The 25,257-nt window shown below is 69.2% G+C and carries 29 protein-coding genes; 7 read left to right on the plus strand and 22 right to left on the minus strand.

Annotated elements, in window-relative coordinates:
- Positions 1-389 precede the first annotated feature (389 nt).
- The 7 genes from BL254_RS21185 to BL254_RS26480 all read right to left on the minus strand — a co-directional run bounded on the left by BL254_RS21185 (position 390) and on the right by BL254_RS26480 (position 4,883).
- Positions 390-689, minus strand: a complete 300-nt coding sequence (locus BL254_RS21185; protein WP_013875232.1) for a DUF1416 domain-containing protein — start codon at positions 687-689, stop codon at positions 390-392.
- A 4-nt stretch (positions 690-693) separates the two neighbouring features.
- Positions 694-1,527 carry a sulfurtransferase gene (locus BL254_RS21190; RefSeq protein ID WP_076844757.1) on the minus strand — a complete coding sequence of 278 codons (834 nt, stop codon included), beginning with the start codon at positions 1,525-1,527 and terminating at the stop codon, positions 694-696.
- Complete coding sequence (locus BL254_RS21195) at positions 1,524-1,937, minus strand: DUF4395 domain-containing protein (protein WP_047224206.1); 414 nt, start codon at positions 1,935-1,937, stop codon at positions 1,524-1,526. Before BL254_RS21195 ends, BL254_RS21190 begins: the two co-directional genes overlap by 4 nt.
- Positions 1,938-2,106: 169 nt before the next feature.
- Positions 2,107-2,832 carry a thioredoxin family protein gene (locus tag BL254_RS25395; RefSeq protein ID WP_083731281.1) on the minus strand — a complete coding sequence of 242 codons (726 nt, stop codon included), beginning with the start codon at positions 2,830-2,832 and terminating at the stop codon, positions 2,107-2,109.
- 140 nt (positions 2,833-2,972) lie between these two features.
- A complete protein-coding gene (locus BL254_RS21205; protein ID WP_076844759.1) occupies positions 2,973-4,142 on the minus strand; it encodes a hypothetical protein in 1,170 nt (389 codons plus the stop codon).
- Between the two features lie 208 nt (positions 4,143-4,350).
- The gene (locus BL254_RS21210) at positions 4,351-4,605 is read right to left on the minus strand and encodes a MoaD/ThiS family protein (protein ID WP_047224203.1); all 255 of its coding nucleotides are present in this window, start codon (positions 4,603-4,605) and stop codon (positions 4,351-4,353) included.
- Positions 4,593-4,883, minus strand: coding sequence for a hypothetical protein (locus BL254_RS26480; protein ID WP_139342434.1), 291 nt, complete (start codon positions 4,881-4,883; stop codon positions 4,593-4,595). Before BL254_RS26480 ends, BL254_RS21210 begins: the two co-directional genes overlap by 13 nt.
- Positions 4,884-5,052: 169 nt before the next feature.
- Here BL254_RS26480 and BL254_RS21215 point away from each other — a divergent pair, with 169 nt between their 5' ends.
- Together BL254_RS21215 and mshD are read left to right on the plus strand one after the other, a co-directional pair.
- Positions 5,053-5,802, plus strand: a complete 750-nt coding sequence (locus tag BL254_RS21215; RefSeq protein WP_076844761.1) for a response regulator transcription factor — start codon at positions 5,053-5,055, stop codon at positions 5,800-5,802.
- Positions 5,803-6,093: 291 nt separating this feature from the next.
- Entirely contained in the window at positions 6,094-7,263 is a 1,170-nt protein-coding gene (gene mshD / locus BL254_RS21220) for a mycothiol synthase (RefSeq protein ID WP_254858357.1), read from the plus strand.
- 123 nt (positions 7,264-7,386) lie between these two features.
- Here mshD and BL254_RS21225 read toward each other — a convergent pair whose 3' ends face one another.
- The 6 genes from BL254_RS21225 to BL254_RS21250 form a co-directional block, all read right to left on the minus strand.
- Positions 7,387-8,211 (minus strand): response regulator transcription factor, encoded by an 825-nt coding sequence (locus tag BL254_RS21225; protein ID WP_235433693.1) that lies wholly within the window; start codon positions 8,209-8,211, stop codon positions 7,387-7,389.
- A gap of 120 nt (positions 8,212-8,331) precedes the next feature.
- On the minus strand, positions 8,332-9,108 hold the full coding sequence (gene pstB / locus BL254_RS21230) for a phosphate ABC transporter ATP-binding protein PstB (protein ID WP_076844765.1): 777 nt from the start codon (positions 9,106-9,108) through the stop codon (positions 8,332-8,334).
- A 95-nt stretch (positions 9,109-9,203) separates the two neighbouring features.
- A complete protein-coding gene (gene pstA, locus BL254_RS21235; RefSeq protein WP_076844767.1) occupies positions 9,204-10,262 on the minus strand; it encodes a phosphate ABC transporter permease PstA in 1,059 nt (352 codons plus the stop codon).
- Positions 10,259-11,278 (minus strand): phosphate ABC transporter permease subunit PstC, encoded by a 1,020-nt coding sequence (pstC, locus tag BL254_RS21240; protein WP_047224222.1) that lies wholly within the window; start codon positions 11,276-11,278, stop codon positions 10,259-10,261. The genes pstA and pstC overlap by 4 nt, the downstream gene beginning before the upstream one ends.
- Positions 11,279-11,404: 126 nt before the next feature.
- Positions 11,405-12,508: a phosphate ABC transporter substrate-binding protein PstS gene (pstS, locus tag BL254_RS21245; protein ID WP_076844769.1), complete on the minus strand. Its 1,104-nt coding sequence runs from the start codon at positions 12,506-12,508 to the stop codon at positions 11,405-11,407.
- 476 nt (positions 12,509-12,984) lie between these two features.
- Complete coding sequence (locus BL254_RS21250) at positions 12,985-13,380, minus strand: STAS domain-containing protein (protein ID WP_047224199.1); 396 nt, start codon at positions 13,378-13,380, stop codon at positions 12,985-12,987.
- Positions 13,381-13,753: 373 nt separating this feature from the next.
- Here BL254_RS21250 and BL254_RS21255 point away from each other — a divergent pair, with 373 nt between their 5' ends.
- Positions 13,754-14,224 carry a hypothetical protein gene (locus BL254_RS21255; protein WP_076844771.1) on the plus strand — a complete coding sequence of 157 codons (471 nt, stop codon included), beginning with the start codon at positions 13,754-13,756 and terminating at the stop codon, positions 14,222-14,224.
- Between the two features lie 26 nt (positions 14,225-14,250).
- Here BL254_RS21255 and BL254_RS21260 read toward each other — a convergent pair whose 3' ends face one another.
- From BL254_RS21260 to BL254_RS21285, 6 genes are all read right to left on the minus strand, one after another.
- A complete protein-coding gene (locus tag BL254_RS21260; RefSeq protein WP_076844773.1) occupies positions 14,251-14,622 on the minus strand; it encodes a hypothetical protein in 372 nt (123 codons plus the stop codon).
- A gap of 416 nt (positions 14,623-15,038) precedes the next feature.
- Entirely contained in the window at positions 15,039-15,866 is an 828-nt protein-coding gene (locus BL254_RS21265; RefSeq protein WP_076844794.1) for an SAF domain-containing protein, read from the minus strand.
- Between the two features lie 188 nt (positions 15,867-16,054).
- Positions 16,055-16,453, minus strand: a complete 399-nt coding sequence (locus BL254_RS21270) for an FmdB family zinc ribbon protein (RefSeq protein WP_076844775.1) — start codon at positions 16,451-16,453, stop codon at positions 16,055-16,057.
- A gap of 219 nt (positions 16,454-16,672) precedes the next feature.
- Positions 16,673-17,302 carry a 5-formyltetrahydrofolate cyclo-ligase gene (locus BL254_RS21275; protein WP_254858359.1) on the minus strand — a complete coding sequence of 210 codons (630 nt, stop codon included), beginning with the start codon at positions 17,300-17,302 and terminating at the stop codon, positions 16,673-16,675.
- A 1-nt stretch (position 17,303) separates the two neighbouring features.
- A complete protein-coding gene (locus tag BL254_RS21280; protein WP_139342435.1) occupies positions 17,304-17,567 on the minus strand; it encodes a hypothetical protein in 264 nt (87 codons plus the stop codon).
- A gap of 26 nt (positions 17,568-17,593) precedes the next feature.
- Positions 17,594-17,905, minus strand: coding sequence for a hypothetical protein (locus BL254_RS21285; protein ID WP_047224194.1), 312 nt, complete (start codon positions 17,903-17,905; stop codon positions 17,594-17,596).
- Positions 17,906-17,982: 77 nt separating this feature from the next.
- Here BL254_RS21285 and BL254_RS21290 point away from each other — a divergent pair, with 77 nt between their 5' ends.
- From BL254_RS21290 to BL254_RS21300, 3 genes are all read left to right on the plus strand, one after another.
- Positions 17,983-18,210, plus strand: coding sequence for a hypothetical protein (locus tag BL254_RS21290; RefSeq protein WP_013875254.1), 228 nt, complete (start codon positions 17,983-17,985; stop codon positions 18,208-18,210).
- A gap of 1,118 nt (positions 18,211-19,328) precedes the next feature.
- Complete coding sequence (locus BL254_RS21295) at positions 19,329-19,775, plus strand: Dps family protein (RefSeq protein ID WP_076844779.1); 447 nt, start codon at positions 19,329-19,331, stop codon at positions 19,773-19,775.
- Positions 19,748-20,206: a Fur family transcriptional regulator gene (locus tag BL254_RS21300; protein WP_013875256.1), complete on the plus strand. Its 459-nt coding sequence runs from the start codon at positions 19,748-19,750 to the stop codon at positions 20,204-20,206. The genes BL254_RS21295 and BL254_RS21300 overlap by 28 nt, the downstream gene beginning before the upstream one ends.
- Before the next feature lie 157 nt (positions 20,207-20,363).
- On the opposite strand, the gene BL254_RS27410 is transcribed toward BL254_RS21300, so the two are convergent.
- The 3 genes from BL254_RS27410 to BL254_RS21315 form a co-directional block, all read right to left on the minus strand.
- Complete coding sequence (locus BL254_RS27410) at positions 20,364-20,771, minus strand: BlaI/MecI/CopY family transcriptional regulator (protein ID WP_076844781.1); 408 nt, start codon at positions 20,769-20,771, stop codon at positions 20,364-20,366.
- Between the two features lie 1,728 nt (positions 20,772-22,499).
- A complete protein-coding gene (locus BL254_RS21310; RefSeq protein WP_047224191.1) occupies positions 22,500-23,045 on the minus strand; it encodes a class IV adenylate cyclase in 546 nt (181 codons plus the stop codon).
- A gap of 576 nt (positions 23,046-23,621) precedes the next feature.
- On the minus strand, positions 23,622-23,945 hold the full coding sequence (locus tag BL254_RS21315; protein ID WP_217699340.1) for a hypothetical protein: 324 nt from the start codon (positions 23,943-23,945) through the stop codon (positions 23,622-23,624).
- A gap of 341 nt (positions 23,946-24,286) precedes the next feature.
- Here BL254_RS21315 and BL254_RS21320 point away from each other — a divergent pair.
- Positions 24,287-25,257 (plus strand): Ig-like domain-containing protein (locus BL254_RS21320; protein ID WP_254858370.1); only part of this gene is annotated, 971 nt, incomplete at its 3' end.

Genomic DNA, 25,257 nt, shown 5'->3' on the forward strand with positions numbered 1-25,257 from the left:
TGTGTGATGCACGAACCCGAGGTTCTGTACGCAGTTGTCCAGTTCGACGGCACCGCGCAGCGGACAGTCCGGCGCGTCGTCGCACCATTTCCGGACCGGAGCTCCGCCGCGCTGTTCGCGACCGACAACGATCTGCACAACTACTCCGTCGGCCCGAYGTCGTTTGCCGTGCCCACTCGGGTGGCACCCGTGTACCACGGTGTTCCCGCGCCCCGGGCCGGCAGTTCCTGAGCCCCACGAAATCCGCCCCGCGCCGGGACAGCCCCCACAAAACACGAAGATGGGCCTTTTCAGGATGCCCGGAAGTTCTCCGGACCCCCGAAAAGGCCCACCTGGAACCGACCGGAACTATCCGGCCCGGTCCCGGGATACCCGTCTCAAGGGGCTCCCTATGCCGCGACCTCGATCTCGGCGTCGACGGGCTCGCCCTGGCGGGCGACGACCTTCCGCTCGCCGGACGCTCCCGGGACGAGTGCCCGGACGGTCCACGAGCCCGGCCGGGCGAAGAAACGGAACTGCCCGGTCGCCGACAGCGGAACCTCGGCGGTGAAGTCGCCACCCTCGTCGAGCAGGCGGGCATAACCTGAAGCGACCGGCGAACCGTCCTTCAGTACGACGCCCTGGATGACAGTTTCCTTTGCCACGTCAATTCCTTCCAGCGAGGGTCCGCCACGGGTCGCGCCACACACGGTCCTATGCGTCCTTCTCGATCGGGACGCCGACCAGTGAACCGTACTCGGTCCAGGACCCGTCGTAGTTCTTGACGTTCGGCAGGTCCAGCAGCTCGTGCAGGGCGAACCAGGTGTGGGCCGAGCGCTCGCCGATGCGGCAGTAGGCGATGGTGTCCTGGCTCAGGTCCACCCCGGCCTCCGCGTACAGGGCGGTCAGCTCCTCGTTCGACTTGAAGGTGCCGTCCTCGTTCGCGGCCTTCGCCCAGGGGATGTTCTTCGCGGTGGGGATGTGCCCGGCGCGCTGCGACTRCTCCTGGGGAAGGTGGGCCGGGGCGAGCAGCCGGCCGGCGAACTCGTCGGGCGAACGGACGTCGACAAGGTTCCTCGAGCCGATCGCGGAGACGACCTCGTCCCGGAAGGCCCGAATGTCGGTGCGGGCGTCCTTGGCGACGTACTGGGTCGCCGGCCGGTTCGGGAGCTCCTCGGTCAGCTCACGGCTGTCGAGCTCCCACTTCTTCCGGCCACCGTCGAGCAGCCGGACCTCGGCGTGCCCGTAGAGCTTGAAATACCAGTAGGCGTAGGCGGCGAACCAGTTGTTGTTGCCACCGTAGAGAACGACGGTCTCGTCGTTCGAGATGCCCTTGCCGGACAGCAGCTTCTCGAACTGCTCCTTGTTGACGAAGTCACGGATCACCGGGTCCTGCAGCTCCGACTTCCAGTCGAGCCGGACCGCGCCGCGGATGTGCCCCTTGTCGTATGCGGAGACATCCTCGTCGACCTCGACCAGGACAACCTTGGGATCGTTCAGATGTGCCTCGACCCAGGCGGCATCGACAAGCGCGTTGGCGCGACTCATGCTTGCGCTCCTTTCACAGAACGTACGACGAGATATATCTGGCAACCGAGGCAAAAACCGATCGTGGCATTCAGGAACGCCGCGACAAACGCGAACGCCGTGGCCACGTACCCCAACGCGGGGACGTCGGCGAGAAAGCCGACCGTACCCAGCACGCCGAACACCGCCCCGACCGCCTGCGCGAAACGCGGTGGCTGGTCGTCCTCCAGCTCGGCCGGCGGCCCCAGCCGAGGCTGAACCAGCGTCCGGTACAGCACCCCGTACGGAGCACGACGGACGCCGATCACCGCACCTGTCAGAAATACCACGGTCTGCGCGAGGAGCAACCAGCCATTCGCGGTCAGCAACACGACCGCGAGGACGACGCTGGTGACAGCCGCGCTGAACCTGGGACCTCTTGGGTCGACCACGAGCTCATCTCCTGACGGGCAGGCCCGCCGACGGCGGACGGCATCAACGCACGGTTCAGGAAAATGGACACAGCGAGCTACGCACACGGCACAGATCGACCGTGCGGCGCCGGACGAGCTCGGTGGAGAACATAACCCCCTGACCGTAGCAGCGAACATGACGGATGTGTTATTGATCCRACGGCCAATCGGGTCGATCGGACAAATCGATCATGGTACTGTCCGGCGGCGCCCCCGGATCCCGCCCGCGCGACCCACCAACCGCCAGCTCCAGCGCCGCGAGAACAGCCGCCCGCCCTGGTGGGGCACCACTGGCCCGACAGACCTCACGGGCCCGCGAGTCAAGGACCAGGACGGTCGGCGTGCGCCGGATCCGCAGCCGTCTGACCAGTTCAAGATGGGATTCGGCATCGACCTCCACATGCCGCACGCCCGGGACGCTGCCGGCGACGTCCGCGAGAATCCGCCGGGTCGCCCGGCAGGGCGCGCAGAACGCGGTGGAGAACTGCACCAGCGTGGCCCGCGTCCCGGGAGTCACCCCGAGCGCGACGAGTTCGGCGTCCACCGCGGGCAGCGAACCTGCCTCGTCCGGACCTGCACCGTCCGGACCTGCATCGTCGGGACGAGTCCCGTCATGGTGGGCCGGCGCTTCGTCGCCGTCCGTCACCTTGCTTTTCACGTTGTTGTTTTTCCCGTCGCTGCCGGCGCTCACGTCGTTACCGACCGGCCGGGCCGGAGCAGCCCCGGTGGCATCCGCCGCGGCCCTGYCGAGCACCACCGCAGGCGCCGGCGGGCCCGGAGGGGCCACCCGAAACCGCCCGTCCCGCAGCCGGACGAGCACCGCCAACCCGACGGCACATCCAACAGCGGCCACCAGCACCCACAAACCGGTCACACCACTGACCAGCGCCCCCGCCCATCCACATCTTCCCGCCCACCCACACTCCCCCAGCCCGCTTACCCCAACACCGGCTGGACTGTTTCACCGCGGTCCGGATCCTTTCGGCACGGCCTGGGCTGCGCGTCGGGTGTCGGTCATCCCAGCAGCAGGTGGCCCACCGCATACACGAACGCGGCGGCCGCGGCCAGCGGGAGGATCGCTACCAGCGGCCATCCAGCGGGGTGGCCGTCATGGTGGGGCACCTGCCCGGGGACGCCGGCGGGCACCGCCGCGCCGCCTGGCCCGGCCACCGGCTCGGTGCGGATCCCGGTGGCCGCGCGGGCGACGGCACGGTCGGCGACAACCGCCGCCACGGCAGCGGCAGCCGCGATCAGCGCCGCCTCCCAGGCCGCCGAATCGTCCGCGAACCCGCCGAGGAGAGCACCCGCGCCGATACCCGCGGCAAGCCCGAYGGCTGGCACGACAGCCAGTGCGACGGCCGGCCCGCCGGCCCGCCGACCAGGGCGAACGCTGCCCCGCCCGGCGAGTCCCACCGCTCCCACGGGTCCGGCGGACGCCCCCGCGCGCAGCCTCACGGCACACAGCCGTGTGACGAGAACGGCCGTACCCGCGCCCAGCAGACCGGCGGCCAGCACCGTGGGGCCGACCACCCGGCCGTCCGGCGTCCGGATGGCGGCCACGTTCAGACAGCCGGCCAGCAGAGCGACCAGGACCACCCCGCTCAGGCCCGCGGCCATGTCGACCGTGACCGTCGCCGACCGTCCCGCGGGGGAACCGTGACGGCGGGCAGCGGCCCGCGGCCCGCCCGCCCCGAGCAGCCGCCCGACCGGCGTCACGGAAAGAACATGATCACTCCACTGCCGGACCCGGGCCACCGCGGGCAGCCCGGCCCGCGGCGGAGCGCCGGCGGCCTCCGCCCGCCCGCGCCGTCTGGTCAACTGGACGAGGATGACCGCCACCACGGCGGGACCGATGACCCCGGCCAGGTTCCCGATCCCGTCGGAATCGGTCAGCGCGGCGGTGGCGTCCGCGGCCAGCGCCGCCACCAGCACGATCGCGAGCGTCCCGGTCGACGCTCCGAGCGCACGCACCCAGGCCCGGCCGAGCAGGACCCCTTCGACGGCAATGACGGCGGCGAGCGGAAGCCGCCCCACGGCCGCGGCGAGCACCGGTACGACAGTGGCGACGGCGACGCAGAAGCCGACGAGGGCCGTGCGGAGGCCGTCCGGTCGCCGCGGGGGGCTGTCCGCCGGCGTGCCGGCCGGCTTCGTCCTGAGGGCCGTCCTGCCTCCGCGGGCGCACACGCCCCCATATTCCCACGGCTGTCGTGGACGGCCGTGGACGACAGCGACGAACCGGGTGAAACACCCAGGTGGACGCCCAGACGGGTATCACCGCCACACTCCGACGCCGGCCGGAACTCCCCTCGGCTCCTCGCGACTCCTCGTGGCTCCTCGTGGCCGTGGCCATCCCGAGGCCACACCGAGCGGGGCGGCCTCGGGGCAGGACGGCTCACCCGCCGGCGAACGGCGGCAGCACCTCCACGACAGCGCCGTCCGTGAGCGTCACATCGGCATGGTCACGGTGACCGACCGGCAGGTCGTCCACCAGGAACGCGCAGCGGGTCAGCAGTTCCGCGAGGGTGCCCGGGTGGCGTTTCGCCACGGTTGCCAGCAGGTGGGCAAGGGTCTCGGCGTCCTGCCGCTCCTCGGGCACGCCGGCCGCGTGCCGGGCAGCGGCCCAGTAGTGGACCGTCACGCGGGCCATCGACCCATCCTCCCGCTGTTGTCCGCCCCGGCATCCCCGACCTCCCGAGGGGCGTCGTGGTCACCGAGAGCGCGTCMGATCCAGGGCCGGCCAGGGTCGCGCTGGCCGGCCGCGAGCGCGTCGACGCAACGCCCGAGGGTGTCGGCGCCGACCTCTACCGGGAGCTTGTCACGAAATCCGGAAAAGCCACGAGCGGCGACCCTGTCAAGATCAAAATCTTGGCTGGTTACGGAACGATCACGGTAACGATGGACCGTGGCGAGAATCTCAGCGCCCACAGCGGGGAGAACTCCTCATGCGGTAGGAGTGGAGTACGACACTCCGCTATCCTCCCCACAGGCCGGTCTTCGTTTCGCGCCCATGACGGCCGTGGAACGCGAACCGACCGCAACGTATCCGTGGGTCGACGCTGCCCCAACATCGCAACCGAACCCTGGAGGAGTCAACTTGAGCGTCGTCCTGTTGCTCACCAACGCCCCCGGACCGTCCGCGGAGTCCTTTCCCTCGCTCGGGCTCCTGACCCACACCGTTCGTGTCGCTCCGCTTGAGGCCAGCGCCCTCCTCGACGCTCCCCCGGTGGATGTCGTGGTGGTGGACGGGCGCCGGGAACTGGTTGTCGCCCGTGGCCTGTGCCGCCTGCTGCGCACGACCGGGCTCACCACCGCGCTGCTTGCCCTTGTCACCGAAGGTGGGCTGGCCGCTGTGTCGGCCGACTGGGGCGTCGACGACGTCGTGCTCGACAGCGCCGGGCCGGCCGAGGTCGAGGCGCGGCTGCGGCTCGCGATCGGCCGGGTGGCGGCCGCCGGTGGCACCGCCGAAGCCGGTGTCATCCGCTCCGGCGACCTGTCGGTGGACGAGACCACCTACTCGGCCAAGCTGCGTGGCCGTCCGCTTGAGCTCACCTTCAAGGAGTTCGAGCTGCTGAAGTACCTCGCGCAGCACCCGGGCCGGGTCTTCACCCGCGCCCAACTCCTGCAGGAGGTCTGGGGTTACGACTACTACGGTGGCACCCGGACCGTCGACGTCCACGTGCGTCGCCTGCGGGCCAAGCTCGRCCCGGAGCACGAATCGATGATCGGCACCGTGCGGCACGTCGGTTACAAGTTCGTCGCTCCTCCGATCGCCCCGCTTCCCGGCGGCGAGGCGGTGTCCGGCTCCGACAGTCGGGAAGTAATACGTACTCCCGAACGCGTGTAGTGCCCGTCAGGGTCCGGGTGGTTCCAGCCGGAGTCCGGGTCCGCCGGACCGGTCATGTCGCTTTACCCGGACCTCCGGGCCGTTTCGCGACATGGCGGGAACCTCGGCGCGAGAAAACGTACGGTGTCATCTCCGGACGGGCACGACACGCCCGTCTGACGCTGTGACCAGCAGGTGTTCGCGCGCCGGGGCTCCCGCCGCCACGGCATCGTCCGATATCCGGCCAGCGATGTGATCAAGAAAGATTCGTGACCGAACCGGGAAATCTCCGGCCACGTCAGGCCCGCCCGGATGAAAGTCGGTACGGAACACCATAATGTCGCGGGAATGAAACTGCGCTGGACGCGGCACCTGGCTCCCCGAACAGTGGACGACCTGCGGCACCTGGTAGCCGCGGCCGCGGAGACCGACGGAGTCGGCCCGCTGTCCGACGACGCCGCGTTACGGCTGACGACGCAGCCGCTGACCGCCGCGCAGYACCTGATCGTCACCGTTCCGAGCCCCGCGGCGCCCGCGGACGTCCCGGCCAGCGCAGCCTCCCAGGACGGCGAGGCGGCGGCCTCCCGGAACGACGCGGGGACCGCCCGGGACCACGACGCGGGAACAGACGCGGGAACGATCGCCGGATACGCCCATCTGGCCGCCCCTGACGACCACGACTGGCAGGCGGAGGTCGTCGTGCACCCCGCCCACCGCCGTCAGGGTGTCGGCGGGCACCTGCTGGCCGCCCTGACCACGGCCGCCGACCAGGCCGGCGCGGACCTGCACGTCTGGGCGCACGGCGACACACCCGCGGCGGCGACCCTGGCAGACAGGTACGGCTTCGCCCGGCAGCGGGTGCTGTGGCAGATGCGCCGCCCGCTGCCCACCCCGGGCTCCCCCGACGAGCGTGGGACGGCGCACCCCGACAACCCCGTCGGTCACCCTCCCGGCCCCCGCCCTGGCCACTTCTCCGGTCCCGATGTCCCCCCTCTTCCGGACGTGACGCCGCCACCCGGGGTGGCCATCCGGACCTTCGTCCCAGGGCAGGACGAGGACGCGTGGGTGGTGGTCAACAGCGCCGCCTTCGCGACCCACCCGGAACAGGGACGCTGGACGGTGGAGGATCTCCGGCTGCGCGAGGCCGAGCCGTGGTTCGACCCGGCGGGCTTCTTCCTCGCCGAAGCGGCGGGCCAGCTCGTCGGCTTCCACTGGACGAAGGTGGAGGCGGGCATCGGCGAGGTGTACGTCGTCGGGGTCGCGCCCACCGCCGCCGGACGCGGGCTCGGCCGGGTACTGACCCTGATCGGCCTCCACCACCTGCGCGACCGTGGCCTGGCCACGGTGATGCTCTACGTCGACGACACCAACCGCCCGGCAGTACGTCTCTACGAGACCCTCGGCTTCAGCCGTTACCGCTGCGACATCTCCTACCTGCGCAGGCCCAGGGTCCAGCCCGAGTCCGGCTCCGACCGGCCCTGATCCGCCCAGCCGACGGGCGCATGATCACGCTCGCCATCCGGTCACGCGGCCGGCGGCCTAGTCCCCGCCAGCCACGTGACGTCCCGCCGGCCCACGGCCGCCGGGTGGAGCCGGGCATCAGGATCAGGGGCCGGGCGTCGGGCTGTCCGCGAGCCGGAGACGGTAGCCCACTCCGCGGACGCTCTCGATCAGCCGGGGCTTTCCCGGCTTCCCCGTGTCCCCCAGGCGGCCGCGCAACCGGCGGATGTGCACGGCGAGCGTGTTCGTCTCGTGGCTGCTCGTGCCCCAGACACGCTCGAGCAGCGTCTGGTGGGTGACCACGGATCCGGCCTGCTCCAGCAGGATCCGCAGGAGCCTGAACTCCCGCGGCGGCAGCCGCACCGGAATACCGTCCACCCACACGTCGTAGGCGGCGAGATTCAGTGTGATCGCTCCGGCTCGCAGCACCGTGGGCCAGGCGCGCTCCAGGTCGCTTCCCCACATGGACCGGGCCAGCGCCAGCACCTCGTTGACCCGGTAGGGCTTGGCGACACAGGCGCTCGCGCCGGCCGCGAGCCCCGCCGCGGCCTGTCGCCGGTCCTGCGGGCCGACCCCGAGCAGGATCGGCATGTCGTCCCGGGTACGGACGGTCCGTATGACCGTCACCCCGTCCACGATCGGCAGCCGGGCGGAGATCAGCACCACCGCCGGCGCGAGACGGCCGATCTCCAGCAGCGCCCGGGCGCCGTCGGGGGCGACGCTGACCCCCATGCCCTCGTCGGCGAGGGCAGTGAGCAATTCGGTGTCCGCGGCGGCGTCGGCGACCAGCAGCGTCGGGCCCGGCGGCGCTGACAGGCCCGACCTCACCGGGCCTGTCAGCGCCGCCGGGCCCGGTGACAGCACCGGACCGGGTAGCAGCGGGCCCGATACCGGCACCGGCACCGGTGGACGCGGCGAACCGGACGTCATGGGCTCGTCGGCCGGACGGTGCCGCCCCACCGGCCCGGACCCGTCATCAGATGGCCGCACAAGACGCATCCGAGGAATCGTGATGGCTCCACAGTGGCTCACGGACACGACAGGACCGGCTCAGCCGAAGCGTCCGGTGATGTACTCCTCCGTACGCTTCTCCGTCGGATTGGAGAAGATCTTCTCGGTCCGGTCCATCTCCACCAGCCGGCCGGGATCGCCGGTCCGGTCCAGGGTGAAGAACGCCGTGGTGTCGCTGACCCGGGCGGCCTGCTGCATGTTGTGGGTCACTATGACGATCGTGTAGCTCGACTTGAGCTTGCTGATCAGGTCCTCGATGGCCAGGGTGGAGATCGGATCGAGGGCGGAGCACGGCTCGTCCATGAGCAGTACCTGCGGTTCGACGGCGATGRCCCGGGCGATGCACAGGCGCTGCTGCTGGCCGCCGGACAGGCCCGCGCCGGGCCGGCCGAGCCGGTCCTTGACCTCCTCCCACAGGTTCGCGCCACGCAGCGACTCCTCGACCCTTTCGTCGAGCAGCGACTTCTTGCGGACGCCGTTGAGCCGCAGGCCGGCGACGACGTTGTCGTAGATGGACATCGTGGGGAAGGGGTTCGGCCGCTGGAAGACCATCCCGACGGCGCGGCGCACGTTCACCGGGTCGACCCCCGGCCCGTAGAGGTCCTCGCCGTCGAGGAGCACCCGGCCCTCGACCCGGGCCGCGGGCAGCACCTCGTGCATGCGGTTGAGCGTGCGCAGCACCGTGGACTTGCCGCAGCCGGACGGTCCGATGAAAGCGGTGACGCTCTTCGGCTCGATACTGAAGTGGATGTCGGAGACGGCCTTGAACTTTCCGTAGTAGGCGGTCAGCCCGGAGACGTCGATACGGGTGGCCATGGGTTACCTCGGCTTCTCGCGCTTCGGTCGTTCGACGGACGGTGTGGACGGTGCGGACGACATGAACGGGGCAGGGGACGCGGGAGAGGAGGGCATCACCGGACCCTGGTCAGCCGGGCGACCAGCCGCGCGGCCGCGTTGAGCAGCATCACCAGGACGATGAGCGTCAGCGCGGCGCCCCAGGCCCGGTCGATGGCGACCTGCTGGGGCTGGCCGGCCTGCGAGTAGATGTACAGCGGCAGCGCCGACTGYGGGCCGGAGAACGGGTTGAAGTTGATGGAGTCGGTCCCGAAGATGGTGAGCAGCAGCGGCGCGGTCTCACCGGCGACCCTGGCCACCGCGAGCATCACCCCGGTGATGATTCCCGGCAGCGCGGTCGGGATCACGACCTTGACGATCGTGCGCCACCGGCTGACACCGAGCGCGTAGCTGGCCTCCCGAAGATCGTTCGGGACGAGTTTGAGCATCTCCTCGGCGGAGCGCACGACAACGGGGATCATCAGGATCGTCAGGGCGAGCGCACCGGCGAAACCGGTCGGCTTCCGCTCGAGCGCGAGGATGTAGAACGCCAGGATGAACAGGCCGRCGATGACCGAGGGCAGGCCGGTCAGCACGTCCACGAAGAAACTGATGGTCCGGCTGATCCGTCCCCGGCCGTACTCGACCAGGTAGATCGCTACCAGCAGGCTGAACGGGACGGCGAAAAGGCTGGCCAGGGCGATCTGCTCCAGGGTCCCGATCAGGGCGTGGTAGATGCCGCCACCGGCGTCACGCGCCCCGATGTTCCGCATGGAGTGGGTGAGGAAATCGACGTCGACACGTTGCGCGCCCTTGGAGATCACGCTCGCCAGCACCGCGACCAGCGGGATGACCGCGAGCAGGAAGGCGAGATACACCAGGGTGGTGACGCCTCGGTCGGTGGCCCGCCGGGAGCCCTCGACGGCGATCGACGCCACCGTCTGGCCGATCAGGTAAAGCGCCCCGGCGATCAGCACGAACTGGATCCGGCTCGTTATCGGGGCCAGCACGTACAGCACGACGGTGACGGCGACGGCACCGGCGCCGATCGCGGGGAACGCCGCCCGCGGCAGTTGTCGGCCGACCAGGTTCAGGCCACCGGGGGCGGCGGCCACGGTGGCAGTCGATGTACTCATGCGGCGGCACCCGAGAATTCACGTCGGCGGGCGATGATGGCCCGGGCGATCATATTGACGATCATGGTGACGACGAACAGGACGAGACCGGAGGCGATGAGCGCCCCGCGACCGACGTCGTTGGCCTCGGCGAAGCCGTTCGCCACGTTCGCGGCGATGGTGTTGCCGGCCGGCGACAGGACCTGCCAGGAGATGTCGAAGGACGCGGGCAGCACCAGGGCGACCGCGATCGTCTCCCCCATCGCGCGCCCGAGCCCGAGCATCGACGCGCTGATGACTCCCGGCCGGCCATACGGAAGCACCGCTGTACGGATCATTTCCCACCGGGTCGCGCCGAGAGCGAGAGCGGCCTCCCGGTGCGCGGTCGGCACCTGGAGGAAGACCTCCCGGGAGAGGGCTGCGACGATCGGCAGAATCATGATGGCCAGGACGACCGACGCGACGAAGATCGAGCGTCCGACAACGCCGTTGTCGGTGGCGAACAGCGGAATCCAGCCGAAATAGTCGGTGAGGAACTTCTGGACGCCCTCCATCCGTGGGACGAGCACGATCAGGCCCCACAGCCCGAAGATGACGCTGGGGACGGCGGCGAGCAGGTCCACGACGAACGCCAGCGGGGTCGCGAGCCGGCGAGGCGCGTACACCGTGATGAACAGCGCGATGCCGACCGCCACCGGCACGGCGATGACCATCGCTATTACGGCTGTGAGCAGCGTGCCGAACAGCAGGGCCGCGACCCCGAAGACCGGCGGCGAGCCGTTCGGGAACCACTCCGTGGTGGTCAGGAAGTTGCCGGTGTTGGCGCTGAGAGCGTCCGTCGCCTCCAGCACCAGGAAGGCCGCGATCGCGGCGATGAGCGCGAGAAGGCCGAGACCGGCAGACCGGGTCAGATTCTTGAACAGGGCGTCCGCGGGTTTGACCCGGGCGCCGTCACTGCTGCTGGCGGACTTCGCCGCGGCCACGGTGGTGTCGTTTCTCGACGAGCCTTTCCGGGGGCCGTCCGGCTCACTGCTCATCATGCCTCTCAACAGGTTGTGTCAGGCAGTGTGCCCGCCCGCCTCACGCGGCGGGCGGGCACAGCGATGGATCGTCCGGTCAGGACTTGTGGGTACCGGACTGGGTACCTGATCGCCGTTTCAGGATCATGAAATTGTCGCTACAACCGAGTTCACTCTGGCCGCGAGCTCGCTCGGGAGCGGAGCGTAACCGAGATCGGCGATAGCGGTCTGACCGTCCGGGGAGGAGGTGTAGGCCAGGAAGGACTTCACCAGCGCGGCCTGGTCCGCGGGCAGACCCTTGGTGCAGGTGATCTCGTAGGTGACCWGGTAGATCGGGTACGCGCCGGACGTCGTCGCGGTGTAGTCGAAGGTCAGTTTCAGGTCGTTACCTTCGGCGATCTTGGCTGTGCCCAGGCCCTTGGACGCGGCCTGCGTGCTGATCGCGACGTACTCACCGGCACCATTTTTGATCTTTGCTGTCGACAGGGCGGCGTTCTCCGCGTAGGACAGCTCGACGTAGCCGATGGCACCGGCGGTCGACTTGACGGTCTGGGTCACCCCGTCACTGCCCTTGGAGCCCTGGCCGCCCGGAGCCTTCCAGTCGGAGCCGGATCCGTGCGTCCAGTCGGCCTTGGCGACACCACCGAGATACTTGGTGAAGTTGTCCGTGGTACCCGAGCCGTCGGAACGGTGCACCGAGACGATCGCCTTGTCCGGCAGGGAGACCCCGGGGTTGTCGGCCGCGATCACGGGGTCGTTCCACCTGGTGACCACACCAGTGTAGATCTTCGCCAGCGCCGGGGCACTGAGCTGCAGATCCTTCACCTCGGCGAGGTTGTAGATAACCGCGACCGGCCCTGCGACCACGGGCAGGTCGACGAGCTGGCCGCCGGTGCAGCGCTTGGCCGCGTTGGCCGCCSGGTCACCGCTGATCGCCGAATCCGAGCCGGCGAACGCCGTCTGRCCGTCGATGAACGCCTGCCTGCCCGCGGCGGAGCCGACCGACTGGTAGTTGATCGACGCACCGGCGCATGCCTGCTGGTACTTCTTCACCCACTCGTCTATCGCGTTCTTCTGCGCCGAGGAGCCCGACGCGGTGATCGACCCTGTCGCGCAGGAGATCGCGGACGTGGTGCCGCCACCTCCCGGCGGCGTCACCTCCTCGTTGTCGGAACCACAGGYGGCCGCCCCCAGCACCGCCGACATCGCAAGGCCCACGACCGCAACCCGACGCTTCCCTATGTTCACAAAGCGACCCTTCGACTTCAGCGCAACAGCGCTGCTCCGTCCGCCCCCGGACTGGGGTGCCGGCGAGAATCGAAGCGATTCAGCATGAACGAAAGATGAATGGAAGCGGACACGAAACGAACACTGATCAGAACACATCCGGGATCGAAAAAAGTGGCCACGGAGGTCACGGTGGTACGCCCCCCGACCGGCATGGACGCGCCCGTGCCACAGCGACCCCGGCCGTCCGGCGATATGGACCTCCCCTGGCCCATTGATGTCCGCTGTCCGCCTGCTGTCCGTCCGCTGTCCGCACCGACGACCGCCGGCGTTTGCCGGGCGAGGCCGGAGAAATGTCGGCGACGGTGGCGCGGACGGCCGGTCACCACCGACGGTGGGACAGCCCTGCCACCGGGACTGGACGCCGAGACGTTCTGTGGTGTGCCCGGCCGTCTACGTTGGGACCGCGGGATGCGCCGAGCCGCGCGCCCACGATCCTATCCGCGCTGTCCGCGCCACTGGGAACGTCGGGGAGCCTCTCCCCCGGCACGCGGAACAGCGGGGTCACGCTGGCTGTTCCCGCTCTCGACGTCGATGACATGGGCAACATTGGTGACGCACAGCAACCGAGTGATCTCCTCGCTGGGGCTGCGCAGGATGAGGCGACCACCGACGGAACGCTGGCGCTGGTGCGCAAAAAGAATCACAGCGAGACCCTGCGAGTCCATGAAGCTGACCTCGGCAAGGTCCACGACGATGTCCCTGGCCCCGGCGATCCGCGCGTCCAGCAGCGCTTCGCGCAGAGGTTCCAGCGAAGAGTAGTCGACGTCACCGATGGGACGGACGACCACGGCCTGCCGGCCGCTCACCTCGACACGAACGCTGGGATACATGGCTCCCGCACCGACCGGACGTTCCCAGCGGTGCGAGAGCTGGCCGGTGCGCTCCCGCGTCGCTGTCCGCCCCTGATCGGACGTGACAACCCCGGCTCTACCCCGAACCGCGAAAACCCACACTGTCTCCTTACGAACAACCACGGCCCCTTGCGGACAACCACTACGAACAACCATGGCTCTCCGCAGCCAACCGTGGCCGGCTCAGTGACCGGCCCTCCGACCAGCTCGACGAACGGCCCACCCCTGGACGGGCCACTGGCGACAGACGGCTTCCCAGCAGGCGAATATATCATTCCCAAACCAGACAAACCAGTAAAACTCCCCGCCTAACGGGATGGATCCGACAACCATCACCAACGACGCTGGTCGCATGACCAACGCAGCAGCACAGTCCCGATCGGGGAACGACCGAGTGTCCACCCTCGTCAGCCGGGCCGACGGCACTCAGATCAGCATCGGCGTCCAGCCCGGCGCCGGCATCGGGCCGGCAGCGATCCTGCTCCGCATCCGGCCATCGCTGCCCGACACCGACCACGCCACCTACCTGGCGGCGCCGGAGGCCCACCGCCTTGCCGAAGCCCTCACCGCCGCCGCGCGCGCTGCCCGCGAACCCGGYGATCAGCTACGGACAGCGAGCGACGACCCGCCACGCCCACACCCGGACAACGCCACGTCGCACGAGCATGCCGTCACGGTCTGCGAAGGAACCACCGTTTTCGATCTTTCCTGGCTGCTCGGCGGGCTGCCCGCCAGTGCCCGTCTTGTCGACTTCGCCAGCGACACCGACGTCGTCCTGATCTTCAGCGCGGACGGCGCAGACGCAGCCGCCGACCACGGGTGAGGACGGCGATCCATGCTGGCCGGCCTTCAGGTACGCGCACGCTGCATTTCAAGGTCGGCACGGCTGTCGCACCAGTAGGGGCCCTCGTCCTCCACCACGTCCGCCATGATCACATGATGTCGGCCGGCGTGTCCCGCCGACAGCAGGCAGGTCAGGCCCTCGGCGCGGCATCCAGGGGCGGTGACCGTCGCGGGTGTGCTCCAGACCAGCCACGCTTCCCGATTCCCCCAGCCCTGGAGAACGGCCATGTGTTTGTCGGGGTGCCCGCTCTCCAGGGCGCACGTGACCTCGTCCGGTACTTCGTACGCCGCGCCCGGAAGGCCGTCGAACCGGCCGATGACCTCCTCGGGCACACRCTGCCACGTGCCACAGGCACCATCGTCGATGGAGACACCCATCGTCGTTCCCTCCTGCGTGTGTCTGAGCTGCCTCGTCGCAGCCCAGTTACCAGTGGCACGGATCAGTCGCTGTGAACAGTCCCGTGCCGGGGACGGCCAAAGTCCGCTCGGCCGACAAGCCCGATACAAGCACGCACAGCCCGAAGCCCGTACACCGGGTTAAAACTTTCCGTTTTGTCTTGACTTCTTAGCGTAACGAACCGCGGGCATCGACGACCGGCCACCACAGCGGAGGGGCTGCGCGGGAGTGCGACTGGACAGTGCGCAACCAGCTGATCGGACAGGCTGGCCCCGGCGTGCGGGGCGAACGGACGCACGGGATGGACGGACACGGGTGGATGCCGGCGTCCACGGATCCAGTCACGATGCACCAACCACAACGTAGCAATCACGACGTAACGATCACAACTTAGCAATCACGATGTAACGGCCACGGACGTCTCGCCCAGCACGGTCACCGACAGCCTGGCGTGCACTGCCGCGCCCGCGAGCGCCGCGGCCACCCCGGCGGTCGCGGCAACGATGACCAGTGCGCCTTCTTCCGTACCGAGACCGCGTTGCGCGGTTTCCCCGATTCCGGGAAGCGCGAGAACGACGACGTCCGAGGCAACCACCTCCGCGCGCGGGACCTTCGCGCGCGGGACCTCCGCCGGCGGCGTCACCGACCCCTCGATATCGGCGGGCCCGGCGTGATCCGTGGACTGGCCCGCGGGCTGGCCCACGGATGCTGCCCCGTCCCGCGGCTGTGGTAGCGACATGCCACCGACGTCGGTGGCAGCCGCGAGCACGTTCACATGGTCACCGACACGCAGGAACAGGACCGAACCGGCGTCCGTGATACGGACCGGTGCGGCCACCAGGCCAGCCGCCGCCTGCCTCCGCGTGATCAGCCCGGGGCCGAGGACGCGCGCATCGGTGATCGGTTCGCCCTGCCGGACCGCGGCCGTCAGTGTACGTCCGACCGCATCCTGCGGGCTGCGTACGGCGCCGGCCGGTACGACATCCGTCGGCAACGACACCATCCGGACGTCGGTCGCCGCCATGGTGGCCCCACCGGCCAGATCAGCAGCCGCGACCACCACCGGCGTCGGGGACGGCGGCCGTGCCGGGCGCGCCGCCGCGACGGCAAAGAGCATGGCCGAAGCGGCAAGAACGGCCGCCAGCACCCGACGTCGTGCGCCGACCGCGATTCGCCAGGCACGCGTATACCCGGAACGGGCCACCCGGCGTTCGACGAGCGACATCGTGACCTCCGTGATCATCGTTCGACAGAACGAAGATCACGTTAGCCGTCCGGCGAACCGGCGTCATCGCTCGACCGCGCGCTGTGGACAACTCGCGGCCAAGTGCCGTCCACCGTCATGGCCTGTGAATATCAGGCCATGACGGTGGACGTGTGATGCACGAAGACGTACATCGTGGCAGCCGGGGCTCAGGCCGCGGCGGTACCCGAAGTGGACGATCCCGTAGATGACGTGGACGACGGGGATGACGACGAGTTCGTGGAGGTCGAAGAGCTGGACGTGCTCGACGAGCCCTCCGTCGAACCGCCGGCAGCGGCACCAGCACCCACTGCCTCCTTGCCCGACGTACCAGCGCCGGCATCCTTGCCGGTCTTGTCCTTCGCCCTGTCCCGGACGCCGCTGCTACCGCCGGACCGGCTGTCGGTCTTGTAGAAACCGGAGCCCTTGAACACGACCCCGACCGAACTGAACACCCGGCGCAGTCTGCCGCTGCAGGTGGGGCACTCGGTCAGCGCCGCGTCATTGAAACTCTGCACAACCTCGAGGTCACGATCGCATGCGGTGCAGCGGTACTCGTAGCGCGGCACGGACTCCTCCCCGGAGTTAGCACTCGACTTCGACGACTGCTAACTCTAACCCGAGACACACCTCGCGCGTTCCAAGAGCACCCTGACAGCCGCGAACGGCCCGGCGCCCTACGCTCCGGACACCCTTCTCCGAGTCGGCCCGCGAGCTCCGCCGGCAAAAACATGATCTTCGATCTCTGCCCGGTGGAGTGACACGAACAACATCACGCACCCACAACGTCACCGCGAGTATGAATCCTGTGMACCATCGGACGTTCCGCAACGCAGCGTGACTCTTGGTGTGACAACGACATGAACGGCGACGTCATGCGCCTCGGTGGGAACACGATCAACCAGCTCGTTGTCGTGCACGACAGCCACGATCAGGGCGTCCGGCCTCGCCCGGCGCAACGCCCGGTCGTAGGACCCCCCGCCACGACCGAGCCGGCGGCCGTGCACGTCGACCGCCAGCGCCGGGACAAYGATCACATCTGCCTGGACGAGTTCGAAGATGGCCGCACCGAGAGGCGGCTCACGGGTACCGAACGCGCCGGCGATCAGCGCGCCCGTGTACTCCCGGAAATCCAGATCAAGATCGGGCCGCATGGAGGGCAGCAGCACCCGTATCCCTCGCCCCCTGAGCCGTCTGAGCAGACGACCGGTCTCGGGCTCACCGGGCAGGCTCGCATAGGCCGCCACCCAGCGGGCCGAGGCGACCTCCGGGAGATCGAGAATCCGCCGAGCCGTCGTCGCGGCGCCGTCCGTCTCGGTCGCCCCTACGGCGACGGGGTGGTCCGTACCGGTGATGCGACCTGCTCGCGCCGCGAGCAGGCGTGCGCGCAGCGACGTCTTGGTCCCGTCCTCGCRCACGTCAGCGGACGTCCCGTTCGATGTGGTGCGGGGGGCGCTCGGCACGCAACCGCTCGAGGTCGGCGTCCGGCTCCTCCTCCAACCAGTCCTGATCGTCACCCCAACCGATGTCACGGTCGTCGTCGGACCGTTCCCCGTCCCACACGAGCGCTCCTCCTCCCTGCTGGAAGCATCCGACCTGCTGGAAGCGTCCGACAAGCCTGTCCGGCCTGTCCGGCCCGCCCGGCCCGTCCGGTGCCAGCCGGCCTTCCTCCTGAGCACGCATGCCCCGCTCCTGGGGTGTCGTACCGGTCACCTCTCGGTCCGCGGGGGCTCGTCGGCCGAGGGGCTCGTGGCCGGGACATACTCGATTTCCTGTGCGATAGCGCCCACAACCGTGTCCAGCGCGTCGCGCACGCCTGCCGAGTATGCCTTGGCTTCCGCTCCTGACCTGGGCATTCCCTGCTCTGCCACGAGCTCGGGGCCGACATCGATCGCTGCCCGCAGGGCCCGGCGGTACCGGGGTACCGAGATCGGAGGCTCCCCTTTCGGATCTTGATCATATGCTTCGTCGCGGTCGAGCATCGCTCGAACGCCGGCACGACGGGTCACCGGTGTCACCATCGACGTCCTCCCAAAGTATTTGCTGTTTAGCAAAACAAACCATAGCGGCAACCTTGACGGTTAGCAAAGAGGCTACGATGTTCCGCGTGGACGACGGTGAGCGATTGGTTGGCATCGGGGACATAGCGTTCCAACTGAAGATCACGCGCCAGGCGGTTGACTACTGGACGCGCAAAGACCCGCAGTTCCCTCCTCCCCTGCAGGTTGTCAACGCGCCGACCGAGGGCTCCAAAGGGACCCGGGTCTGGCGCAAGCGCGACATCGACGCGTGGATCGTCGAGTACTACCGACGGCGAAAGATCTGACCGAACGAAGACGATTCGATCGTCACTCTTCGTGAGCAATCGGACAAGCCGGCGGGCAGGGAGCGCGCGGACGGGAGCCCCCGGAGAGGCCCCTGGACAACACCGTGTGACACACAATCGACGTACCCACATCGACGGGCTTCCGATGCCCGGGCGTGCAACCGCAGCGGATCTGACTGACCACTGTCCGGCGGATGCCCCGGGGCCTTTCCGTCCGCCAGCCCGAGCCCTCTCGGCGGTGAACGCCCGCCTTCAGACCACGGAAGACAACCGTGGGGGACAACGGCCACCACCGGAGGCCGCACCCCGGCCCGGATACCGCACCGTACTGACGAATGCCCTGTTCAGCGGCCCTGTCCAGTGACATCCACCAGGCACGAGCGCCCCATTGGTCGCTGTTGTCGACGTCATCCGCAACGACCTCAAATCCACGGAATGACGGGATACAGCGGGCCCGCGGCGTCACCCGGACAGCCGAAGACAACCAGATCGCCTTCCCTGTCACACCGGACTTCCAGGTGGCTTCGACGGTCGACCATGCGGGCCAACTGGACAGAAACATGACAATCATTTGCCTGTATTTGAGAACGCGGCTCAACCACATCTCGTCAAGCCAGGCCAGGCATGAGACCCGCGGGGACGCCCATCACCAGCGCTGATCCGATACCCGACGGGCCGACGGCGGCACAACCGCCCAGGCCCCCTACCCGCCAAAGCCATCCCTTTCCCACCCAGAACCGGCGCGCACGAGTCACACCACCACTGTCGGTGACGTCGAACGCGCTCGGCGGCGGCGGATTCGCCATCGCCGCGACGGTCCTTTTTCGCGGGTACGCGGCACTCGTCCTCTCGAGCGCACGGCGCTCGCCGTCGCGATCGGCCTGGTGTCGGCCCGCCCGCGAGGGGGTATGGACCGCCCCGCCCGCCTCGGTCGGGCCCGGCCGGGTGGACCGTCCCGACTCCCGACGGCCACACCCTCACCCGCACGGGGCCCCGCGACACCGCGACGCCGCTTCGCGACGGCATCTCCGGCGTCTTCGGCCACCCGGAAAAACATCGTGATCACATCACGGACAGCGGGTAGATTGGACATAGTCCAAAGAAGAGGAGACGCGAATATGATCAACAAGGTTGATCGCGTGGGTAGTCTGCTCCAAGCCACACTGGTAGAGTTCATCGATCTTGCCCAGCAGGGCAAACAGGYCCACTGGAACGTCGTCGGCCCCCGCTTCCTCCCGGTGCACCAACAGCTCGACACACTGGTCAACGACGTGCGGCTGGGCGCGGACGAGGTGGCGGAACGCGCGGTGGCCATTGGCTACCATCCGGACGGGCGCAGCGCTACCGTGGCCAAGGAGACACCGCTGAGTGAACTGCCCGCGGGGCCGATCGGTGACGCCGACGTGCTTCGCGCGATCGCCGACCGGCTACGGAAGGTCACCGACGCCCTCCGTACGCGGGTGGACCAGCTCGACGAACTCGACCCGGTATCCCAGGACCTTCTGATCGGCCTCACCGCGACCCTGGACAAGCACACATGGATGTTTGGCGCACAGTTGAACTGAGCGCCCGGCTACGCACCGCGGGCCTGCGGGCCACCGGCCCCCGGCTCGCGGTGCTGGACGCCCTGGTACGTCTCGGTGGCCACCGGCGTGCCGACGAGGTGCACAACCACCTGACGGGCCAGGGTTACGATCTTGTCCGGGCCAGTGTCTACAACGTCCTGCGCGACCTCACCACCGCCGGGCTCGCGCTGCTGGCGGACGTCGGCTCGGGCGTGACCCTCTACGAAGCGGGCGGTACCTTCCACCACCACTTCGTCTGCCGCTCCTGCGGGTCGATCCAGGACATCGCCTGCGTCCTCGGCACACCCCCTTGTCTGCATCCGGACGCCGGTGCCCATGCCGGTATCGCCACCCTGGACGAGGCACAGATCATCTTTCGCGGCCTGTGTGCCGGCTGTGGCACGCCTCGTGGGAACGCGCCGCTCCCGTGAGGAAGGCCGCCCGGCAGATGCCGAGCCGAGGCCCGAGGCTGTGTCCCGTCCACGTCCCGTCCRTGCCTCGTCCCAGCCTGCACCGTCTCATCCCGCATTTCGCGCMACGATCGCCGTCGGTCCCCTCGGTACCGCGCCCGGTGCTCGGATCGTCACCTCACCCCGCGTCCGGATCCCYGCCTCCGGGAGCATCTGTGGTCGCAGGGGTGTCCGTGGCCGCGGGCTCCAGCAGCCTGCGCAGCAGGCGTGCCTGCCCGGGCGGCAGAGCCGCGGCGAAATGGCCCAGTGCCGCGTCGGGGTCGCCCGCCCGCTGAAGTGCCGCGAGCATCTGGGCGGCGGCGTGTTCCTCCTGGCGCCGGGTCGGGTGATACATCCAGAGCCGACGGACTCGGACCCGCTCGACATGCCCCTTGCCGATGAGGCGGGCGAGCGTGGTGGCTATGGTGCTGTGCGCGAGTTCCCCACCCAGCTCCCGCTGGATGTCGCCGGTGCTCACCGGTGCGCGCGCCGCCCAGACAACCGCGAGGACCGCCGCCTCCAACTGACCGGGCTGGCGCCGGGCCACCGGACCATCGGCAGCTGGCGGCTGGTGCTCGCCGCCATCTCGTGAGGCGTCATCTCGTGGGGTGTCATCCTGTGAGGCGTCGCCTCGCGGAGCGTCACCTCGTGGGGCGGGTTCAGGGCCCAGAGTAGTCAACACGGACCGTCCTTGGATGGTGAAGGGCGTGTCGGCGGCATGATCCGCCGAAGTGACAGTGGCGGGCGCGAATGGCCGGTGTGTCGGTCGTGACAGGCACGCACCGATGCGCCACACCGCGCAGCCCGGAGGCATCGAGGGAAAGCGCCGGCATTGAGGAGCCTGCCGGCGCGTGGCATATGGACAGTGAGCTGGCAGACGGACGCGAGCAGCGGGCGCGGCCGTGGGTGGCGGCGTCATCCGGTCGTCGGATCAGCCTCCTCGACGGAAGACGACGTCGACGGATCAACGTGCCGGCGGCGGCTGTGCCGGCCCCGAGCACCCGAAAAACGATCTGCTCTGTCGGGTGTGGTGCCGCCGGCCCCCGCCGTGACGGCCACACCGCCACGGGCCGGGCTAACCGCCGGACCGGCCAACGCTCATCTCACGGCCGGTGGACGGCTCCCGGCGGGCCCCGGCGGGCCATCGCATACCTGAGAGTCCCGGCCGCTGAAGACACCACGGAGGAACCGCGTGGCTGGGCCAGGCGCACACCGTGGCCGGCAGAGACGCTCCGGCCGGGCAGCGCCGCCGGGAGCAGGATCGACAGCACGGCGTGAACGATGCGGACGACGAGCGCTCGGGCACGACCGGCAGCAGCGGCGCACAGCACGCCGGCCCGCCGTCCGGGCCGCCTGGCCGTGGCCGACACCCGTGAAAGCGCGGCCGGGCCATCTGCCCGGGCACAGCTTTGCACCATGTGCCGTGGCCCACCCGTCTGTAGTCGGTTGCATCGCCCGGGTAGCCGGGTCATATGTGGTCGTGTGACATATGTAGTCGCCCGTGGCTGCCCGCGTCATCCGCGGGAAAATCTGGTGGAGAACCTCACACCTCGCTGGTACGCCACGTCACCATTCCGGCCGGAATCCACGGTTACGTCGACAAATGATTACCAGGCGCGAGCATCCTGCCACCCGGGAAAGATTTTATCCGCGAGCGGCGGGACCGGGTGCGCCGAACCGGCCGGAAACCTTTGTGGCCGCCCCCTCAGTATGAACCTGGCGTATTCATGCTGGCGCGGATCGCGCACGGCCCGTCCCGGCCGCGCCGCCGCCCGTCCACCCCGCCGCCGCGACCACCCGACCTCGCCCCGGCCAGATACCAGYGATCGTGCGCCACCGGGCTCACGCCGCCGCGGTCGCCAGAGGCCCACAGCCCGACGCGGACCGTGCGGCGGGAGGCCAAACCGCATCCGGACACCCAGCCAACAGGAAACGAACTCTCCTCTGTCAACGGCCAGGCAACAAGTCCCGAAAGGGGCTAATACAGGACAACTGGTACCACATGGCTGGCACCGAACAACTGGCACCGGGCTACCGGCGCCGGCCGGCTGGTACCGGACGACTAGTACCGGACGGCTGGCGCCGCCCGACTGGCACTATTCGACTGGTATCGGCCGACTGGGACCGTTTCGACCGGCCGGGGTCCCGGTGCCGTCGCGGTCCGGGCCGCGACGTCCGCCAGGGGCGGCGGCGGCATGCGGGCGACGACGCGCACCAGGGACCGCCTGGGCGTGGACCACCCGGACAGCAGATCCGAAAAAGCACTCAAGGGATCTCAGGCGGCACGCAACTGGGCGGTCCGCACCAGCGCGTCACATGTTTCCTCGGTACGCGTCACATCAACTCCCAGGGATGCCACAAAGGCATTCAACGTCTCCTGTACGGCGACCGCCGACTCGTGCGCGGGCACCGGGCAGTCGAGCTCCAGGAACATACCCAGCCCGTCGAGTTCGTCCACATAGAGCGACATGTTGCCCAGGCGCGCCGTTCGCCGGATCTTGGCCACCCGTACCGTGGGACAGAAACCCATGTTCAGAATGGCCTGATGCATCTGATCACGATCGGCGACCTCGGTCTCGAACGAGACGTACGCCTGGGCGTTGACCGTGGGCTGTTTCAATGTGAAAAAATGACGGTTGTTTATGGTACGCAGCCGCGGGAAGGACACCCCCAGCCGACTGTCCTCGAAGGTCCAACGATCAGGGGCGTACGCCTGGTCGTCCTGAAAGAACGGCTCACCCAACTCGATGTCTCGCGCCTTGAGGCTCAGGAAGAGCGCCTCCCGGTCCCACACGTGGAACTTGACCTTAACCTCACGCACACAAGCCTCCCCATCGTCTACCCGGCGATCCCCCGAGGCGACAACCTGACACATAACCAACCAACCAGAAGTGACGCCCACCGCCAAAGCTATAGAGTCGGATGGGCGTTGGACGCGGGCAAGCGGCCATGACTACATCTTTCTAGCGTGTGTCCGGGGCCCGGGGCACGATATCAACGTCGTGGTGACAGCCAGCAACATTAAGCACACGATCCGACCTTCGTCGAGCTCATCCAGACGCAGGTCGGCGAGTCGCTCACCCTCGAGCGGCACCCGCCCCCGCACTGGGCCCCGGATGCCGGCGCCGCATATCCGCAGGCAGACCTACATCAGGTTACGTTTATGTTTCACAACGGATGACGGTCAGATCTTCGCCCAGCCATGCGGTGACGCACCCGCGGCGAGGTCGGCCGCGGGGCCGGCAAAGCCCGCGGCGCGGCCCTGGCCCGTACCCCGAATCCCCGCCGGCCGGTACGCGGGCAGCCCGTCGCGAGGCTGGCCGCCGCGGGCCGCCGGCGCGGGGCGGCTCCCGGCTCACCCCGCTTTCCGGAAAGGCTCGGAAAGCCCCCGGAACAATCATTTCCCGGTACGATCGGCCGCCGCGCGGACCAGCAGGTCCAGTGCGTGCGGCAGCCGGTCCGGGAAATCCGGGCCGAGGTCGGCCACACGGTATGGCGACAGCCCCGGAAAAGCCATCCGGAACAGTTCGCCCGCCGGCCGGCCGGCCGCGGCTGCCTTGTCGGCAGTGGCCGTTCCTGCGTCCGGTGGTCCCGGCCCGCCAGCCTGGAAAGCCGGGATGACACAGCCCGTCCCGGGCCGAATGAACAGCGTTTTCGCGGTAATGGAAAAGGAACCGTGGCGGCCCGCGGCCAACACCGACGGACCGGCCGGTGGCACCATCCGGTGGCACCATGATGCCCCGGCCTCGACGGCGGCGTCCGCCGCCCGCCGGATCGCCCCGACCCGCCACCACACACGCGCATGACAGGGCTCGGGGCAGGGCTCGGGACATGGGCGCCGGGCGGCAGCGGGCGCGGCCGGCCGGCGCCGCCCCGGCGTCGGACCCGGCATCATCGGCGACAGCCCGCAGGCGCAGACTTGGCAAACATGCCGACACCATCAGGTCCGATCAGTTCGGTGTCCGATCAACTGGGCGCCTACAGCCTGGCAGATTGCCCAGAAAGATCCGGGTATGCTCCGATGCTGACCGAACTCGGACGCCGGAAAGCAAGGAGAAGCGGATGAGGCCCACACCCGTGGACGGCCACACCCGCACCGACACGGACCTCCACGGCGAAAGCACCGACACCCGGTCCGAAGGGCGCAGGCTGAACCTGCGTGCGCTGACGGACCCACGGCACCGGCCGTGGCTGGGAATCGGCGCCGCCGGGCTTGTGCTTGTCATCATCGTTGGCATCCTCCTCGCCCGGGGCGGGCGGAGGCCGGTGCCCACCCAGATAGCCGCGGCCGCCACGCCCCCGACCGCGCTCGCCGAAGCGTCCACCCCGGCCCGCCCCCTCGGCCGCTGGGTTCTCACCGTCGGTACGAGCCCCCTCGAGGGACAGTCCATCCAGGGCGGTACCGAGATCAACCTGACCGCGGGCACGGACACCCTGGACAAGGTCGAACGGGTCAAGTTCTCCCTCGACGGTGACACGGTGCTCGACGACCGGGACACGCCGTTCAGCGTCCCGCTGGGCAATCCGAGCCCGGGCAAACACACCCTCACCGCCCGGGTCCGCACGGACGACGGCAGCGTCGAGGTGGAGTCCACCTTCACCATCACCGGTGGCGGGGCGGTGCCGGCGCCCACCGTATCGGCCGCGCCGGTGCCGGCCGCGGTCCTCGCCGCGCTCCCGTCCGTCCCACCCCCCCTGCGCACCATCGAGGTCACCACCACCGACCAACTCACCACCGCCCTCGCGGGCGCCCGCCCCGGCGACCTCATCCACCTCGCCGACGGCACCTACCGCGGCACCTTCACCGCCAACCACCCCGCCACCCCCACCACCCCCATCACCATCCGCGGCACCCACAACGCCATCATCGACGGCGGCGACCTCACCAAGGGCTACGCCGTCCACCTCGACAACGCCGACCACTGGCACCTCGACGGCTTCACCATCCAAAACAGCCAGAAAGGCGTCATGGCCGACCAGACCACCGGCGCCGTCCTGACCAACCTCCTCGTCCGCGCCATCGGACAAGAAGG

Source organism: Protofrankia sp. BMG5.30 (genome assembly GCF_001983005.1).
GTDB lineage: Bacteria > Actinomycetota > Actinomycetes > Frankiales > Frankiaceae > Protofrankia > Protofrankia coriariae.

What these genes read in the sequence shown, in the direction of transcription:
- BL254_RS21210 (WP_047224203.1), bottom strand. Translation starts at nt 4,605, where the DNA reads ATGGCCCGCGTGACGGTCCACTACTGGGCCGCTGCCCGGCACGCGGCC.
- BL254_RS21225 (WP_235433693.1), bottom strand. Translation starts at nt 8,211, where the DNA reads ATGACGTCCGGTTCGCCGCGTCCACCGGTGCCGGTGCCGGTATCGGGC.
- pstC (WP_047224222.1), bottom strand. Translation starts at nt 11,278, where the DNA reads ATGAGCAGTGAGCCGGACGGCCCCCGGAAAGGCTCGTCGAGAAACGAC.
- BL254_RS21250 (WP_047224199.1), bottom strand. Translation starts at nt 13,380, where the DNA reads ATGTATCCCAGCGTTCGTGTCGAGGTGAGCGGCCGGCAGGCCGTGGTC.
- BL254_RS21265 (WP_076844794.1), bottom strand. Translation starts at nt 15,866, where the DNA reads ATGTCGCTCGTCGAACGCCGGGTGGCCCGTTCCGGGTATACGCGTGCC.
- BL254_RS21280 (WP_139342435.1), bottom strand. Translation starts at nt 17,567, where the DNA reads ATGCGTGCTCAGGAGGAAGGCCGGCTGGCACCGGACGGGCCGGGCGGG.
- BL254_RS21285 (WP_047224194.1), bottom strand. Translation starts at nt 17,905, where the DNA reads ATGGTGACACCGGTGACCCGTCGTGCCGGCGTTCGAGCGATGCTCGAC.
- BL254_RS21290 (WP_013875254.1), top strand. Translation starts at nt 17,983, where the DNA reads ATGTTCCGCGTGGACGACGGTGAGCGATTGGTTGGCATCGGGGACATA.
- BL254_RS21300 (WP_013875256.1), top strand. Translation starts at nt 19,748, where the DNA reads ATGGATGTTTGGCGCACAGTTGAACTGAGCGCCCGGCTACGCACCGCG.
- BL254_RS21315 (WP_217699340.1), bottom strand. Translation starts at nt 23,945, where the DNA reads ATGGTGCCACCGGCCGGTCCGTCGGTGTTGGCCGCGGGCCGCCACGGT.